The sequence below is a fragment of the Burkholderia paludis genome, assembly GCF_000732615.1.
Taxonomy (GTDB): domain Bacteria; phylum Pseudomonadota; class Gammaproteobacteria; order Burkholderiales; family Burkholderiaceae; genus Burkholderia; species Burkholderia paludis.
In genome coordinates, this window is record NZ_JPGL01000006.1 from 131,779 (window position 1) to 148,025 (window position 16,247).

Annotated in this window: 12 protein-coding genes; 5 read left to right on the forward strand and 7 right to left on the reverse strand. The window is 64.9% G+C overall.

Translation table 11 applies throughout. The annotated features are described in order from the left end of the window. Positions 1-39: 39 nt before the first annotated feature. The 3 genes from mqo to GQ56_RS0103310 form a co-directional block, all read right to left on the reverse strand. Positions 40-1,683 (reverse strand): malate dehydrogenase (quinone), encoded by a 1,644-nt coding sequence (gene mqo / locus GQ56_RS0103305; RefSeq protein ID WP_031397288.1) that lies wholly within the window; start codon positions 1,681-1,683, stop codon positions 40-42. Between the two features lie 563 nt (positions 1,684-2,246). Continuing rightward, positions 2,247-3,086, reverse strand: a complete 840-nt coding sequence (locus GQ56_RS40575; RefSeq protein ID WP_075122850.1) for a hypothetical protein — start codon at positions 3,084-3,086, stop codon at positions 2,247-2,249. Further along, positions 3,070-6,933: a type VI secretion system Vgr family protein gene (locus tag GQ56_RS0103310; protein ID WP_031397289.1), complete on the reverse strand. Its 3,864-nt coding sequence runs from the start codon at positions 6,931-6,933 to the stop codon at positions 3,070-3,072. The genes GQ56_RS40575 and GQ56_RS0103310 overlap by 17 nt, the downstream gene beginning before the upstream one ends. 60 nt (positions 6,934-6,993) lie before the next feature. Between GQ56_RS0103310 and GQ56_RS45495 the strand changes: the two genes are divergently transcribed. Then, complete coding sequence (locus GQ56_RS45495) at positions 6,994-7,209, forward strand: hypothetical protein (protein ID WP_161788541.1); 216 nt, start codon at positions 6,994-6,996, stop codon at positions 7,207-7,209. Between the two features lie 336 nt (positions 7,210-7,545). Here the strand turns inward: GQ56_RS45495 and GQ56_RS0103325 are convergent, their stop codons facing one another. Together GQ56_RS0103325 and GQ56_RS0103330 are read right to left on the reverse strand one after the other, a co-directional pair. Then, entirely contained in the window at positions 7,546-7,833 is a 288-nt protein-coding gene (locus GQ56_RS0103325; protein WP_031397291.1) for a hypothetical protein, read from the reverse strand. A gap of 67 nt (positions 7,834-7,900) precedes the next feature. Then, complete coding sequence (locus GQ56_RS0103330; protein ID WP_031397292.1) at positions 7,901-8,389, reverse strand: Lrp/AsnC family transcriptional regulator; 489 nt, start codon at positions 8,387-8,389, stop codon at positions 7,901-7,903. A gap of 115 nt (positions 8,390-8,504) precedes the next feature. On the opposite strand from GQ56_RS0103330, the gene GQ56_RS0103335 reads away from it, so the two are divergent. From GQ56_RS0103335 to GQ56_RS0103345, 3 genes are all read left to right on the forward strand, one after another. Then, a complete protein-coding gene (locus GQ56_RS0103335; protein WP_031397293.1) occupies positions 8,505-9,542 on the forward strand; it encodes a histone deacetylase family protein in 1,038 nt (345 codons plus the stop codon). A gap of 56 nt (positions 9,543-9,598) precedes the next feature. After that, positions 9,599-10,675, forward strand: a complete 1,077-nt coding sequence (locus GQ56_RS0103340) for an ornithine cyclodeaminase (protein WP_034196935.1) — start codon at positions 9,599-9,601, stop codon at positions 10,673-10,675. 76 nt (positions 10,676-10,751) lie between these two features. Then, on the forward strand, positions 10,752-11,885 hold the full coding sequence (locus tag GQ56_RS0103345) for a branched-chain amino acid ABC transporter substrate-binding protein (protein ID WP_031397295.1): 1,134 nt from the start codon (positions 10,752-10,754) through the stop codon (positions 11,883-11,885). 259 nt (positions 11,886-12,144) lie between these two features. Here the strand turns inward: GQ56_RS0103345 and GQ56_RS0103350 are convergent, their stop codons facing one another. Continuing rightward, positions 12,145-13,014, reverse strand: a complete 870-nt coding sequence (locus GQ56_RS0103350) for a mechanosensitive ion channel family protein (protein ID WP_031397296.1) — start codon at positions 13,012-13,014, stop codon at positions 12,145-12,147. Between the two features lie 319 nt (positions 13,015-13,333). Between GQ56_RS0103350 and GQ56_RS0103355 the strand changes: the two genes are divergently transcribed. Next, entirely contained in the window at positions 13,334-14,704 is a 1,371-nt protein-coding gene (locus tag GQ56_RS0103355; RefSeq protein ID WP_031397297.1) for a M23 family metallopeptidase, read from the forward strand. A 197-nt stretch (positions 14,705-14,901) separates the two neighbouring features. Here GQ56_RS0103355 and GQ56_RS0103360 read toward each other — a convergent pair whose 3' ends face one another. After that, positions 14,902-15,741, reverse strand: coding sequence for an AraC family transcriptional regulator (locus tag GQ56_RS0103360; protein ID WP_031397298.1), 840 nt, complete (start codon positions 15,739-15,741; stop codon positions 14,902-14,904). Between the last annotated feature and the right edge of the window lie 506 nt (positions 15,742-16,247).

Here is a 16,247-nt window from a genome sequence, read left to right on the forward strand (position 1 = left end):
GGCGCGACGGTGTCGCGGTGTCGCGCGGCGACCGGCGCGTTACAGCGCCATGTCGGCCGATGCCTTCGCCGGGCGGGCCGGCGTGTTGCCGGTTGCCTGCGACGGCGCGGTGAGGTCGATCTTCGGCGGCGGCGAGAGCTGCAGCACGTCGCTCGTGTAGGTCCATTCCTCGACGACCTTCGCCGGGCTGTCGTTCAGCTTCGTGCCGTAGCTCGGCACGATCTGGCGAATCTTCTGCTGCCACGCGGGCGTCGCGACCTTGTCCTTGAACACCTTCTTCATCAGGTTCAGCATGATCGGCGCGGCCGTCGACGCGCCCGGCGATGCGCCGAGCAGGCCCGCGATGCTGCCGTCCTGCGACGCGACGATCTCGGTGCCCAGCTTCAGCACGCCGCCCTTCACCGGGTCGCGCTTGATGATCTGCACGCGCTGGCCGGCTTGCCACAGGCGCCAGTCTTCCTTCTTCGCGTCCGGGAAGTATTCCTTCAGCGCGTTGAAGCGGTCGTCGTCGGACAGCATCAGCTGGCCCGCGAGGTACTGGACCAGCGGGAATTCGTCGACGCCCACGCGCATCATCGGCGCGACGTTGTGCAGGTTGGTGCTCTTTGCGAGGTCGAAGTACGAGCCGTTCTTCAGGAACTTGGTCGAGAAGGTCGCGAACGGTCCGAACAGGATGATCTTCTTGCCGTCGATGATCCGCGTGTCGAGGTGCGGCACCGACATCGGCGGCGAGCCGACCGACGCCTTGCCGTACGCCTTCGCGAGATGCTGCTTCACGACGTCGGGGTTCTCCGTCACGAGGAACGAACCGCCGACCGGGAACGCGCCGTAGTCGCGGGCTTCGGGAATGCCCGACGCCTGCAGCAGGTGCAGCGCGCCGCCGCCCGCGCCGATGAACACGAACTTCGCGTCGACCGATTGCGGCGGCTCGTCCGAGTGCAGCTTGACCCACGTCACGTGCCACGTGCCGTCGGCATTGCGCGTGATTTCGCGCACTTCGCTCGACAGCGACAGCGTGAAGTTGGGCTGCGTCTTCAGGTAGCCGACGAACTGGCGCGTGATCTCGCCGAAGTTTACGTCGGTGCCGATCGGCGTCCACGTCGCCGCGACCTTCTGGTTGCGGTCGCGGCCTTCCATCATCAGCGGCACCCACTGCTTGATCTGGTCGTAGTCTTCCGAGTACTGCATCCCGCGGAACAGCGGGCTTGCCTGCAGCGCTTCATAGCGCTTCTTCAGGAAGCGGACGTTGTCGTCGCCCCATACGAAGCTCATGTGCGGCGTCGAGTTGATGAACGAGCGCGGGTTCTTCAGCACGCCCTGCCTGACCTGCCACGCCCAGAACTGGCGCGAGATCTGGAACGACTCGTTGATCTCGATCGCCTTCGAGATGTCGATCTTGCCGTCGGCCTTTTCCGGCGTGTAGTTCAGTTCGGCGAGCGCCGAGTGGCCGGTGCCGGCGTTGTTCCAGCCGTTCGAGCTTTCCAGTGCGACGCCGTCGAGGCGTTCGACCATCGTCATCGACCAGTCAGGCTGAAGCTCGTGCAGCCAGACGCCGAGCGTCGAGCTCATGATGCCGCCGCCCACCAGCAGGACGTCGACCTTCTTCGTATCGTCGGCATGCGCGGACGACGCGGCGACGCACAGCGCGAGCGCCGACAGTATTACCCGTAACGTTTTGATCACAGCAGATCCCTTTTTCAACTTGGATGCATCGGTTTGCCACGCCGCCCGGCGCGCGTGTCGATCGCGGCGAAACATGGATCCGGAGTTCCGGATCGCGAATCCGGAATTCCGGATCGACGCGTCGCGCCGTTGCATTTGCGCACGCGAAACCGTTGCGAAGGAGACCTTCGGATCGGCTCGCGACAGGCACGCAATGGCCGGCTTCACGGCGCGCGCTGGGTGCCGGGGCCCTTGCGGCAAGCCTGAGCGGTTGGGGGTTCAGGCTGCGTCGAAAAGGGCCGCGCGCGACGTCGTTGCCGGGGGCGGGGTGGCAAGGGGCGCGTAATGTAACCGAACTCGTTTGCTGTGTCACAAACGAAAAATACCGTTGTTTTCGTGGGGGTTTTTGCGTGTCCGGGTTTCCGGAATCGTGGGTGCGACGGCTGTCGGAAATGCGTGGAAAGTCTGCTCTCGACGGGTTGAATCCGCAGGGGAATCGAGACATTCTTCGAACGACGCCTCCCGCTCTTCGGTTCATGTGCTGGCAATCCGGCGCCATGTCCGAACGTGCGCAGGTGTCTTCTTCATGTAACTGATCCTGCTCCTCGCCTGGAATCGTCCTTCAGCCACATCCATCGTCCCGGAGCATGCGGGGAGTACCATTGCTCGGAAAAATGGATGGTTCGCACCTTGGGAAATTCCCTGCCGGCGTGAATAAGGAGCTGATCGGTTGGTCTGTTGTCCCACCATCCTTCCCAGACACCGGTTTCCGGACAAGTCATTCCGGTACACAGATTCATTTTTCCGTACTTCAGCCGCTTTGCCTGCTGTTGCTCTAGGTGACGTTGCTCGCGCTCCTCCGGTGTCAAAATCTTGTAGGCGCGGTGTATCGTGATTTCGGATAGCTTCGGGGGGGACGAGCCGTTCAGTGGATTCGCATAAAATAACTCGACATCAACCGGAAATTGACTGCCTGGAATGTCTTTCGATCTATAGCGAAAGGACTGCAAATTTGGCGTATCCGGGGTGCGTGACGGCATTTCGTTGCCGTATACACGATTTCCGTCTGAATCGATCCAGTAATCATCCAGTTGGAGAAGGGTTTTGATTTCCGTGTTACGGAGATCGGCGAGCATTGGACTTAATCGCATGACAAATCCTGTCGGAACAATTTTCACCTTCGAGCGATCGGCAGTGTAGTCCCCGGGGTCGTCGAATGTTGAAAAAGAAACCGTAGTAGATGGCGACACTCGGCTGGCGTACAGATAACGTAACCCTCGTGACCGATAATGGCGATCTGTATCGACGATTCGGCCGAAAATTGAATCCGACGGGTCAAATGGTTTGTCGTCTCGTAGAATCTCCATCGCTGCTTTCAGGATGCTGCGCACCATTTGGCGTTGCTCGTCAGCTTGATTTGCCATATCCGCTCCTTGTGCCGATGGCTTTGAGGGCAGCGGCATAGCCTGCTGTGCATGTGCCAGGGTTGAGCACAAGAGCGCGATCAGGGCGATCCCAATAGGCCTGCACCACTTCCGCACACGCATACGCATCTTCTTCATGCAATTGACTCCGGTAGCCCATTTCGAAACTCGCCATCTTTTCCACCGTCTCAGGCGACACGTTCAGCAATTTACACACTTCGGCCTGCACTATTGGCACATCGGCTGCTATATAGGCGCCTCCAGCTTGACCTTGCATGTACGAAATCGTCCAGTAGTAGTGGAACATCAGCATCCGATGGAGCCCTGTCGCAACGAGATTGTCATCGGGGATATTGATTTTTCGAGCTGCGTCAAGGGCGCCTTTGCTGGTATGCGCCTTATATACGTGAAGCATCTGCGTAAATTTCTCGTAGTCGCTGGAATGTTGTTGGAGCAACGCTGCCATCCAAAAGGCCTGCTGGCAGTGTCGCGCCTCGTGGTATATCACGTCGGCGAATGATTTTAGTCGACCATTCAAAGTCGATTTATCGCCCGCGGCAGAGGTAATGTTTTTTATCTCTTGCTCTTGGATGGCAATGATCCAGTTTCTCTGAATGAACGATGCACTGACGTCGGGGCGCATGTTGTATTGGATTTCCCCTTGTTCCGCATCGACAATGTCAATGCGTGGCATCGCCCCCTCTAACTGATCGGCATCACCCTTGGGCAGACCAAATGGTCCTGCGCCAAGTGCGTCGAAGAGAATCGGTCTGCCCGCCCTTGCTATATCTACTTTAAGTTCAAGCGGAACCGAGCCGTCGAGCGTCTTGTACTTTCCCCATGGAATGCTGGTGAGTGCTTCCTTGATCGCCGCCGCATAGTCCTTCGTCACGGGGTACACGACGTCATTGCGTGGCCGGCTTCCCGACACGTCGCTCTGCTTCGCGCCGTCGATGAAGTGATGGAAGCGCAGGCCGAAGTTGAGCGGGTCGCATGTCGCAAACATCGGAGGTTGAGCTTCGGACGTCGCTCCCAGTTCCGGCGTGCTCGCAGTCTTGCCCCTGATTTTCGTGGTCCGCTTGCGGGCATTCGGTGTGACGGCGGTGTAGGGCGTCGTGTTGTCGCGCACGATTGCTGCGTGATTGACTGCAATCACTTTTCCGGGATCGCTTGCCGCCAGTAACTCGACAGTTCCGAACGTAACATCATGGTCGGTAATCAGCGACGTTTCACCGCGCTCGTTACTCGTGCCCTCGATCACGCGCCCGTTGTCGAGTGTGATGCGGTATGGCTGTTGCGGCAGTGCAAAACCACTTTCCTGTTCCATCAGCACGAACTGCGCGGCAAACTTCCCCGGATTCTCGGGCGTAACGGGGAAACGGGCCGGTCGCAACTGCGCGGCGCCAGTTTGGTGGCTTCCAGCGTAGATCGTATGCTCGCCCGCCGTGCGCACCACGTAACCGTGATCTCCGATGCGCACCTCCGTACTGCCGGCGTGAAGCACGATCTCTTTCGCCGCATGGAGATGAATGCTGTCGGTCGTGCTCGTGATCGTCACCGACTTCTTGCCCTTCACGTCGATGCCGTCCGTCCGCGCTTCGATATGTACCATTCCCGCGGCGGCAATCAGCCTCATGCCTGCCTTGTGCACGAACAGCGAGAGCGCGTTCGCCACGCTTGCGAACAGTGACCGGCCGACCGCCAGGCCGATATGCCGCCCGCTCGTCACCGCAACATCTTCATTGCTTGCGATATGAACGTCGCGGTCGGCCGCGAGACTGATTCCCGCCGCTCCCGCCAGTACCATGTCGGCTTCCGTCAATTCCGGGAAATCGTCCGGATTGCCCGTTGGATTCCCTTTGATCGCGTCATTGCGTGCCTTGATCGCCTTGGCGACCTCGCTTTGGGTTGTATCGTGCCGCTGCGCCTCATGTCGTTGCGCCAACCCGGACAGACGCTCTTGCAATTCTCTCGCGCGCGTCAGGCGGCCGATTGCCTCCTTGGCATCCTTCGCGTGGCCGGGGCCGCCGGCCTGGCCATCTGTCGTGACGAAGAGGCCGCCCAACGCCCGCATGACGCCCCAATCATCCGTACGCAGATCGAAGCCCTTGCCGCGCGCATCCGCCCGGCCATTCTTCTTCACGATGCGCCGGATATTCCCGAGACTGAGTTGAGAGGCGCCTGCGTCGCTTGCGATCTGCGTCTGGATTTGCCCCCGAGTATCGTCGATAGCCAGATGGCCGGATGCGGTGCCGTGGAATTCCTTGCCGCGAATCACCGATACGGCCTGGTTGTCCGGCACATACAGCGCCGGTTGGCGCAGCGCGCTTACGGCACTGCCGACAATCACCGGTAAATCCGGATCGCCGTAATAGTGCAATACCGCTACTTCATGGCCGATGCGGGGAATGAATGTCGCACCCATGTCCATACCCTGCCACGGCGACAACACGCGCAGCCAGATACCGGAGTGCTCGTCGTGCTTGCCCTCGCGATCCCACTCGAACTGCACCTTCACGCGGCCGTATCGGTCTGTCCAGACTTCTTGCCCGGCCGGGCCGACGACGATGGCTTTTTCCGGGCCGCTCAACGCGGGTTTGCTGACACTGCGTTTGAGCCGGAACGGCTCGTTTGTCGGCAGCAGTTCGAACTGCGTTTCTACGCGGTATGTTTGTGCGATTCCCGCGCGATTGCCCACGTCCTCGATGTCGAGCGTACATGACACGACGACATATTCACGGTTCGTAGATAGCTGAGGGTAGCCGGTCAGGGTGAACGTCCGGCCGACTGTCAGGCCACGCAGGTTGCCTGAGCCATGAGCGCGAAGCCCTGCACAGCGCTGCGCGTCGAGTTGCACGCGCGCAAAATGGCACGCTTCCCGATCGGTGCCGTTGGGCTGCCCTTCCAGCCCCTGTGCGCCTGCCAGCGGTTGGCTGAAGTCGCCCCATGCGTAGATTTCGCTGTCGGCGCTGGCGGTTCTGCGTGGATTCTCTTCGGTGGCAACCAGCTTCGCGCGCGGACGGGTGTAGTCGTAGTCCGCCACGGTGACACGCCCGGCCGTGAGCCGGCTCGTTATCGACAGTGCATGAATGTGTTCTTCGTCAATGTGCTGGCCGTCGGGCGGCAGATAGCGCAGCGTTTCGTAGGCCGCATCGTGTGGATGATGGCCGCCGATCGTATCGCACAAGATCAGGCGATGATGGCCCTCGTCGTGCGTGAACCACCACCAGATACCCCATTCCTCCCACAGACGCTGCAGGAACGCCCAGTCCGATTCGAGCGCCTGACGCTGCATGTCACGCTTGGGATAGATTCCTCGAAACATGCCCGCGAGACGTTTTTCAACCGGGTATGGATATTTCGACAGCACGGCATCCGTGATATCGACGACGGTCATATCCTGAAAAAGCCGACAATCCTGGTTTAGCGTCGCGCGGTAGAGCCACGGCCGTAGTTCGAGTTCGTACAGAATGGAGTCGCGGTCCTGACCGGAAATCCGGGCCGCTTCGACCAACGCCGAGATCTCGCGTGTTCCTGCGCCGATGTTGCCGAGTCCGGCATTGCCTGCCAGTCCGGGAGTGAAGTGCTGTTTGCCTTCTAGCCGGATCGAGACAGTGACCTCGGTTCCTACCACTTTGTCGAGATCGAGATTGGACGCTACGCTTGGGACGATGGCGTAGGCGTCGTCGGTGCGCAACGTGACGAGATAGCGGCATTCGTCAATGCGGCCAATTGTTTCGATGCCTTGCAGACGCACCGGAACAAATACGGGGAGCGCGTCCATTCCGTATGTGGGCAATGCCGGGCCCGTGATGGCCAGGGTGCGTGCTTGGGTAAGAGTCGACATGATTGCGAGTCTCTCCGTTTATGCCCTGACGACCGTGGTGGTGCAACCGATCCTGCGGCCGTGATACTTGATCTGTCGGCCGCGGTGCATGCGCGGGCCACTCGCCGGCAGCGGATAGATGCCGCCGCATTTCGGGCATGCCTCGCCGTGGCCGTCGGGCGCGACGCCAATGCCAAGGTGCTTGAGATCGAGGGCGGCTCCGGTGGCTGTGCCGTCACGATCGGCCGCATCCCCGAGGCGAACCGTTTCGCGGCATTGCGCGCTTTTCATCGATGATCTACGCGAGGAATGAAACCGCCTTTTACCTCGCGTCGAAGGACTGTGCAATTTTCAAGATGAGAATCAGCCGATTTCAATAATTTGATTAGTATTTCGACTGATACTTTCGTACTTATATGAGTATTGCCGAAGTGCCGCGAGTGCCGTCAGGGGTGAGGCAGAGATCCTTGTAGCGACTTGAATATCAGGACGACTACGGATTCTGGTAAATACCGCTCTTACGGCTGCCATGGGCGTGATGAAGCTTCGCGTCACGTTATGTGTATCCGGGCAGGATCGATGACACGTCTGTCTGCTTTCCAGCCAACAGTTCGGCGAGTTCCGCTTACGCGCTCACTTCGCCGAACCGTTCCCGCAAAACTGCCCGTACGCCTGCGCCGAGTTCTCGAAACCCTTCTGCTTCGCGAGTTCCCACGGGCGCTCGCATTGTTGCGTCGCTTCGCACCACGAATAGCCGGCCGAGCCGATGCACCCGTGCGCATCGCGATCGCCGCCGACCACCGGCGGTGCGGGCGGTGCCGAAGATTGCGCGGGCGGCGCGGAGGGCGCGGAACAGGCGCTCAAGGCGAACGCGCAGGCGAGCGCGGCGGCCAGCGATGCGGAAGGGCTGAAACGTTTCATGAGGGCGTGCTCCATGGCTGAATGAGTGGGGGAAAACCGGAGGCGGCGCGCACGTTGGCCGCGCCGTTCACGCGTCCGGCACCGGCACGCGCGACGAGAACTTCACTTCGCGCAACGCGAGGCTCGACTGGATCGACGATACCCCCGCCTGCTTGCGCAGCACGCGCTCGACGAATTCCGCGTACGCGTCGAGATCGGCGGCGACGACCTGCAGGATGTAGTCGGCCGCGCCGGTGATCTTGTGGCACGACAGCACCTCGTCGTGTCGCCGGATCACGTCCTCGAAGTGGTCGGAATCCTGGTCAGAGTGCATGTTGAACGTGACGTGCACGAACGCGAACACGTTCATGCCGAGCGCGCGCCGGTCGAGGTTCGCCTGGTAGCCGGTGATCACGCCTTCGTCCTCGAGCCGCTTGCGGCGGCGCCAGCACGGCGTGACGCTGAGCGACAGCTTCTCGCCGAGCGTCGCGTTCGACAGCGCGCCGTCGTCCTGCAGCAGGCGCAGCATGGCGCGGTCGACGCCGTCCAGTTCGGCCGGAGCGCGATTTTTGCTCATTTTCGTGATTCCGTAGGCGGTTTTCTCAAAAGTGTACGAAAGGTGCGCGCGAAAAGCAAAGCTATTGCCGGTATCCGTCAATAAACTGTTGCCATCCTCACCGCAACGGTCAACCATGCTCACGGTCTATAGCAGCGATCACCAACTGCATCGCGGCGTCGAACTGAAGGACGGCGCGATCACCGATTCGTTCGAAAACCCCCTTCGCGCCGAAACGGTGCTCGCGCAGGTGCGCGCCGCCGGCCTCGGAGACGTGATCGCGCCGAAACCGTTCGACCGCGCGTGCTATGCGGCCGCGCACAGCGCGCGCTATGTCGAGTTCCTCGCCGGCGCGTGGGACGAATGGACGGCAACCGGCCGAACCTGCCAGGCGCTGCCGCTCGTATGGCCGGTGCGCGCGATGCCCGCCGCCGCGACGCCGCCCGCGTTCATCGACGGCAAGCTCGGCTTCTACGCGATGGACGCCGGCGCGCCGATCAACGCCGGCACGTGGGACGCGGTGAGCGCGAGCGCGAACTCGGCGCTGACCGGCGCCGACCTGCTGTCGAGCGGCGCGGCGCGCGCGGCGTTCGCGCTGTGCCGCCCGCCCGGCCACCACGCCGGCCGCGAGTACGCGGGCGGCTACTGCTACCTGAACAACGCGGCGATCGCCGCGCAGCATTGCATCGCGCAGGGCGCCGCGCGTGTCGCGGTGCTGGACGTCGATTTCCATCACGGCAACGGCACGCAGGACATCTTCTACGATCGCGCGGACGTGCTGTTCGCGTCGATCCACGGCGAGCCGCCGGTGTCGTACCCGTACTTCTCCGGCTACGCGGACGAGCGCGGCGCCGGCGCGGGCGACGGCTTCAACCTGAACCTGCCGCTGCCGAAGGGCACGCTGTGGGCCGCTTACGAGCAGGCGCTCGACCACGCGGCCGCCGCGATCGCCGCGCATGCCCCCGACGCGCTCGTCGTGTCGCTCGGCGTCGACACGTTCGAGCACGACCCGATCAGCCATTTCCGGCTGCGCTCGCCCGACTACCTGCGCATCGGCGCGGCGCTCGCGCGCCTGAACGTGCCGACGCTGTTCGTGATGGAGGGCGGCTACATGGTCGACGAGATCGGCATCAACGCGGTCAACGTGCTGCTGGGATTCGAAGGGCGCGCGTAACGCGGCGCCGACCGTTTCAACGGCGGCCCCGGCCGCCGCAACCTTGGAGCAAGGGCATGACGCGATATCTGGATGTGACGAGCGTATCGACGCTCGTGGCCGAAGTCGGGATGACGCAGATCCTGACGACGATGGCCTCGTATATCGAGCAGGACTACCGGCGCTGGGAGACGTTCGAGAAGACCGCGCGCCTCGCCAGCCATTCGACCGACGGCGTGATCGAGCTGATGCCGACCTCGGACGCGCGGCTGTACGCGTTCAAGTACGTGAACGGCCATCCGAAGAACACCCGGGCCGACCTGCTGACCGTGATGGCGTTCGGCGTGCTGGCCGACGTCGACACCGGCTACCCGCTGCTGCTCAGCGAGATGACGCTCACGACGGCGATCCGCACCGCGGCGACGTCCGCGCTGGTCGCGCGCTTTCTCGCGCGCGCCGATGCGCGTTCGATGGCGCTGATCGGCAACGGCGCGCAGAGCGAATTCCAGGCGATCGCGTTCCACGAGATGCTCGGCATCGACGAGCTGCGCGTGTTCGACATCGATCCGGCGGCGACCGACAAGCTGATCCGCAACCTCGCGCCGTTCGCGGGGCTGCGCGTGATCCGCTGCGCGTCGGCGGCGGACGCCGTGCGCGGCGCGGACATCGTGACGACGGTGACCGCCGACAAGACCAACGCGACGATCCTGACGCCGGACATGATCGAGGACGGGATGCACGTGAACGCCGTCGGCGGCGATTGTCCCGGCAAGACCGAACTGCACGCGGACGTGCTGAGGCGCGCCCGCGTCGTCGTCGAATACGAGCCGCAGACGCGCATCGAAGGCGACATCCAGCAGATGCCGGCGGAATTTCCGGTGATCGAGTTCGCGCGGATCGTCTCGGGCGCCGAGCCGGGCCGCGAGTCGGACGCGCAGGTGACGGTGTTCGATTCCGTCGGCTTCGCGCTGGAGGATTTCTCGGCGCTGCGCTACCTGAACGCGGCCGCGCGCGAGCGCGAGATCGGCATCGAGCTCGACCTGATTCCCGCGCCGCGCGATCCGAAGGACCTGTACGGCGTCGCGACGGGCGGCGACGCGGGCGTGCTGCCGGCCGGCACGGGCCGCGCGGTGCAGGAAGCGCTGCGCCATTGAGCGCGGCCGATGCGTCGTCGGAACCACAACACGTCCCGCATGGCACGGGGCACACAAGACTGACCAGGAGACAGACATGATTCGACATCACATGACGGCACTGGCTGCTGCTGCGGCGCTGACCTGCGCGCTGTCCGCGCATGCGGACGAGATCGTGCGCATCGGGCACGTCGCGCCGCTGACCGGCGCGATCGCGCATCTCGGCAAGGACAGCGAGAACGGTGCGCGCCTCGCGGTCGAGGAGATCAATGCGAAAGGGCTCGTGATCGGCGGCAGGAAGGTCACGCTGCAGCTCGACGCGCAGGACGACGCGGGCGATCCTCGCACCGCGACGCAGGTCGCGCAGCGGCTCGTCGACGACAAGGTGGTCGGCGTCGTCGGCCATCACAATTCGGGCACGTCGATTCCGGCGTCGCGCGTCTATCGCGACGGCGGCGTCGTGCAGATCTCGCAGGCCGCGACCAACCCGACGTACACGCAGCAGGGCTTCAAGACGACCTATCGCGTCGTCGCGACCGACGCGCAGCAGGGGCCGGCGCTTGCGATGTACGCGGCGAAGAACATGGGAATCAAGACCGTGGCCGTGGTCGACGATTCGACCGCGTACGGGCAGGGGCTCGCGACCGAGTTCGAGAAGGCCGCGAAGGCGGCCGGCCTGCAGGTCGTGTCGCGCGACGCGACCAACGACAAGGCGATCGACTTCCGCGCGATCCTCACGAAGATCAAGGGCGTGAACCCGGACGCGATCATGTACGGCGGGATGGACGCGACGGGCGGCCCGCTCGCGAAGCAGGCGCGCCAGCTCGGCATGCGCGCGAAGATACTCGCCGGCGACGGCGTGTGCTCGACGGACCTGCCGAAGCTCGCGGGCCCGGCGTCGGACAACGTCGTGTGTTCCGAGGCGGGCATCGCGCTCGAGAAGATGCCCGGCGGCGCGGCGTTCGCGAAGCGCTACGAGGCGCGCTACCACCAGCCGATGCAGGTGTATGCGCCGTTCTCGTACGACGCGGTGTACATCATCGTCGATGCGATGAAGCGCGCGAACTCGACCGATCCGGCGAAGGTGCTCGCCGCGATGCCGGCCACCGACTATCGCGGCGTGATCGGCGAAACCAGCTTCACGCCGCAGGGCGACCTGAAGCACGGCGCGATTTCGGTGTTCACGTACAGGAGCGGCAAGAAGGCGCTGCTCGATATCGTGAAGATGTAACGCGGCGGGTCCGGCAAAAAAAACGCCGCCCGTGATGGGCGGCGACAAGCGGAGATGGTACGACGGATGCCGGACGGGATGGCTGTCTCGTCCGGCACGGCCATTGTCGCGGAATGCGAGTGCGCAGTGAATCAGACGAGTCTGATTTGGTGGCGGGCCGCGCGGCGCATCCATCCGGAGCGATTCCGGGCGGCGTGCGGACGCGGGCGCGGGCGTGACGGCCGCCGTGCGAGCCGGGCGCAGCGGCCGCCCGCGCGCCTCACCGCGTTGCGGCTTGCGCGGCGTCGGTGCGGCGTGGCGCGTCGTGCACGATGTGCAGCTCGCGCGTGCGGATCGGCAGCGCGCAGTTCGCGTCGGCGAGCGTCTTGCGCACCTGGCGGGCGAGGCGCCAGCGCATGGCCCAGAACTTGTCGGTGTGCGTCCATACGCGCAGGTTCGCGACGGCCGTGCTGTCGTCGAAGCGCATCACCATCACGTCGGGCGCCGGATCGTGCAGCGCGTCGGGATCGGCTGCGGCCAGCGCGCGCAGCGCATCGAGCGCGCGCTCGATATCGTCGTGCACCGACACCTCCACTTCGAGATCGAGACGGCGCGTCGGATTGCGTGTGTAGTTGCGGATCGCGCTGCCCCACAGCGCGCTGTTCGGCACGTATTCGCAGATGCCGTCCGGCTTCGTCAGCCGTGTCATGAACAGCCCGACCTCGTCGACGGTGCCCGCGACCCCCGCGCCGCCGTCGATGTAGTCGCCGACCTTGAACGGCCGCAGCAGCAGGAGCATGATGCCGGCCGCGATGTTCTGCATCGTGCCCTGCAGCGCGAGCCCGATCGCGAGGCCGGCCGCGCCGAGTACCGCGACGATGCTCGCGGTTTCGATGCCGAGCTGCGACAGCGCGCCGACGATCGCGACGATGCGGATGCCCCACACGGCGACGTCGCACAGGATCGGCCGCAGCGTGTCGTCGACGCGCTCCTTGTTCGCGAGCAGCCGGTTCAGCCAGTTGCCGATGCGCTTCGACAGCCACCAGCCGGCGACGAGCAGCGCGAGGCCGGCGCACAGCTTGAGGGACAGGGTGGACAGCGCGTTCCACAGGAACGTCCAGCGTTCCGGATGAAGTTGATCGAGAAACATGCGGGATTCCGGTTGGATGGCACGATGCGCGACACGCGACGGGCCGCCGCATGCGCAGCGGGACGGCGCGCGCGCCGGCAGCGTTCGACCATGCACGGTACGCAATGGTTCGCGCCCGTGCATGGGGTCGGGTCGTCAGCCGACGTGAAATCCGCATTTCGTTCGAGTACTAAGAGATGGGAAATAAAAATAAGATTGGTCCCATTTAGCGAGTTCGTGCGCGCCGATACACTCGCCTTCATGTTGCCGGGCCGCGAACGCAGCGCTTCCGCGATACCCGGCTTTTCCCCTGTTTCCATTGATAGCGAGTGACGACGTCATGCGGTTAGACCTGCGTTCCCGTCTCGCACGCGAACAAGGTCGATCCGCCGTGCGCGGCGTCCGACGTTTTCCGGATCTCCGCGCGCTGGTGCGCGGTGTCGTCGCGGCGGCCTGCGTGGCCGGCGCGCACGGGGCGGCGGCACAGGCGGCTCTCGATGCCGCCGCCTCCGCGCCCGCGATTCCGGAGTCCGCCGACCTTGCCGACGTGCCTTTTTTCAGTTCCGCACGAACCACGTGGGGCGGCTTGCGCACGCCGGCGGTGCCGCTCGACGTCGCGTACGTATCGCATGCGTCGCCCGATCCGGCGGCTGCCGGGCGCGACGGCCCCGTGGCCCGCTTCGGCGCGTGCGTGGCTTATCGCGTGCTGTGCGACGCGGCGCGCGGCGCGGTCGAGCGCAGCCATGCGGCGCGGTTCGATTACGGCCTTGCGTCGCCCTTGCCCGCGCTGGACGCGCAACCGGCGTTCGGGCGGGCGGCCGTCGGTCTCGCGTCGGCCGAGCCGTTCATGCTCGAGGTATCGGCGAGCGGCGCGCGCGCCGGCGCGATCGCCGGCACCCTGAGGGCGTCGCTGGCGCGCGCCGACCTGCCGGCCGGCGTGGCCGCGCAGATCGTCCGCTTGCTCGCCGGGCGCATCGATCCGTCGCAGCGCGGTGCGGCCGGCGATACCTTCCGTGTCGCGTTCGAACCCGACGGCCGCGCGACGCATCCGGGCCGCGCGCGCGTGACGGCGCTCGACATCCGCCTGCGCGGCCAGCGTGTCGCGGCCGTATGGTTCGCGCCCGATGCCGGTTCGCCGGGCGCGTACTACGACCTCGACGGCATGCCGCTTGCCGGGACGCGGTTCGCGATGCCGGTCAGGGCGACGCGGATCAGCTCGCGGTTCGGTGCGCGCGTGCATCCGGTGACGGGCGCGCGCCACGTGCATTCCGGCGTCGATCTGGCGGCACCGGCAGGGCGGGCGGTTCACGCGTCGGAGCGCGGTGTCGTGACGTTCATCGGCACCGAGGCGCGCGGCTACGGCAAGTATGTGGTGATCCGCCATGACGGCGGCTATGCGTCGTACTACGCGCACCTGTCGGCATTCGAGCCGACGCTGCGAACCGGCGCGCGCGTCGCGCGCGGCCAGCGCATCGGCGCGGTGGGCAGCACGGGCACCGCGACCGGCCCGCATCTGCACTTCGAGGTGCGGCAGCGTGCGCGCCTCGTCGATCCGGTCGGGCTGGTGCGCGCAGCCGACGCGGCGAGGCTGACGGGCGAACGGCGGGTGGCGTTCAACCGCGCGGCCCGTGGTGCGCGTACGCAACTGGCGGCGGCCGAGTGGCTGTCGCCGGTTGCGATGTCGAAACCCGCTACTTCGCGGGCCGGCTGACCCCGCGGGATGCCGGCCGTCAGCCGGGGGGCCGGTTGCGCCCGGCTACGCGCCGGCACTCGCGCGGCAGGCGCTGTTCGTGCGCCAATGACTGCCGGCCCGTCCGCTTCAACGCCGGGATCGCGCGCGATCCGGGGTAGTGGCGATTCGCTCCCCGGCCGGGGCGGGAGACACCCCGGCCGGGCAACGCGCGCCGCTCACGCGGCCGCTACGACCGGCAACCAGATTTCAAGCACCCCGGTTTCCGCAACGGGATCGAAATCCTCGCTGTAGCGCTCGAATTCGGGCGCGTCCACGGCCTTGAAACCCGACGTCGGCAGCCAGCCGTTCCAGATGCTGTAGATGGTCTGATGGAGCGTGGAGATGTGTCCGCCGTGTTCGAAGACCGCATACCGCTGCGGTTCGAGCTCGACGCAGCGAAACGGCGCGGGCAGCCGGTCGCGATGCGCGACTTCGACGCCGGCGATGTACTCGAAGCTGCCATCCGCATCCGGGTTGCAGCATACGCCGTAGGTCACGTCGCCGATCTGGCCGGGGATCGTGCCGAGATACGGGACGAACGCCTGCCAGAGCGCCGGGATACCTTCGTTGGTTTCAAAGGTGTAGCGGTCGCTCATGCCGGCGATCAGCCGTTTTTCCGCGACTTCGAAGCGGGACGGCGTCACGGCGATCAGATTCAGTTCTTTCATGCGAAGCGGCTCCACAAGAGACAATCCGTCGAGGGTGCGCCGTGTCCGCACTTCCTCGGGCGTCATGCCGAAGAGGTCGCGGAAGGCGCGCGTAAACGCCTCATGGGAGCCATAGCCGGCGTCGAGCGCCACGTGCAGGATGTCCGGCGCGCCTTGCGCCAGCGCGTGCGCCGCACGCGTCAGCCGCCTCGACCGGACATAGCGCATCACGGGCCACCCGGTATTCATCGAGAACAGCCGCGAAAAGCCGAAACGCGTCATGTCGCAATCGGCGGAAATCCTGTCGAGCGTCAGTGCCTTGTCGAGCGCGGTTTCGATGTACCAAAGTGCTTTGCCAACCGGATTCATAGCGTGCCAATGAGGGTGTCGGACGGAACTATAGGGTACCGGCGGCGGGTGCATTTGATCGTTCTTGCGGCGCGTGCGGCAGACAGGTGCAAGCCGCTGCGCGCCGCGCCGCATGGCGTCACGGAGCCGGGCGGGTCGGGATCGACGCGCCGGCGGGGGCGATCGGGCTTCGGCGCGGACGCCCCGTGCGGGCACCAGGCAGCGCCGGTTTCAACGTCGGCACGCTGTTGGCGGCCGTGCCAGTCGGCCGCCAACGAACGCCCGCGGCACGCCGATGGCAGCGGGAAGAGGGTGCGGCAACCGGCGAAGATCGTTGACCAACTCACTCCGAACATGAACGGGGGCGCCATCGGCGCCGCACCCGTGAAGCATGGCGGCGGGGCGGGCGGCGGGCTATCGGACAGGACTGATTCCGGCGGCCGCGCGGACGTGCGACGGGCGAGTCACCCATTGACAACCCCGGTCGCCCTGTGATCTGATTCCGGCCATGCAAGCCGCCCAGCCCC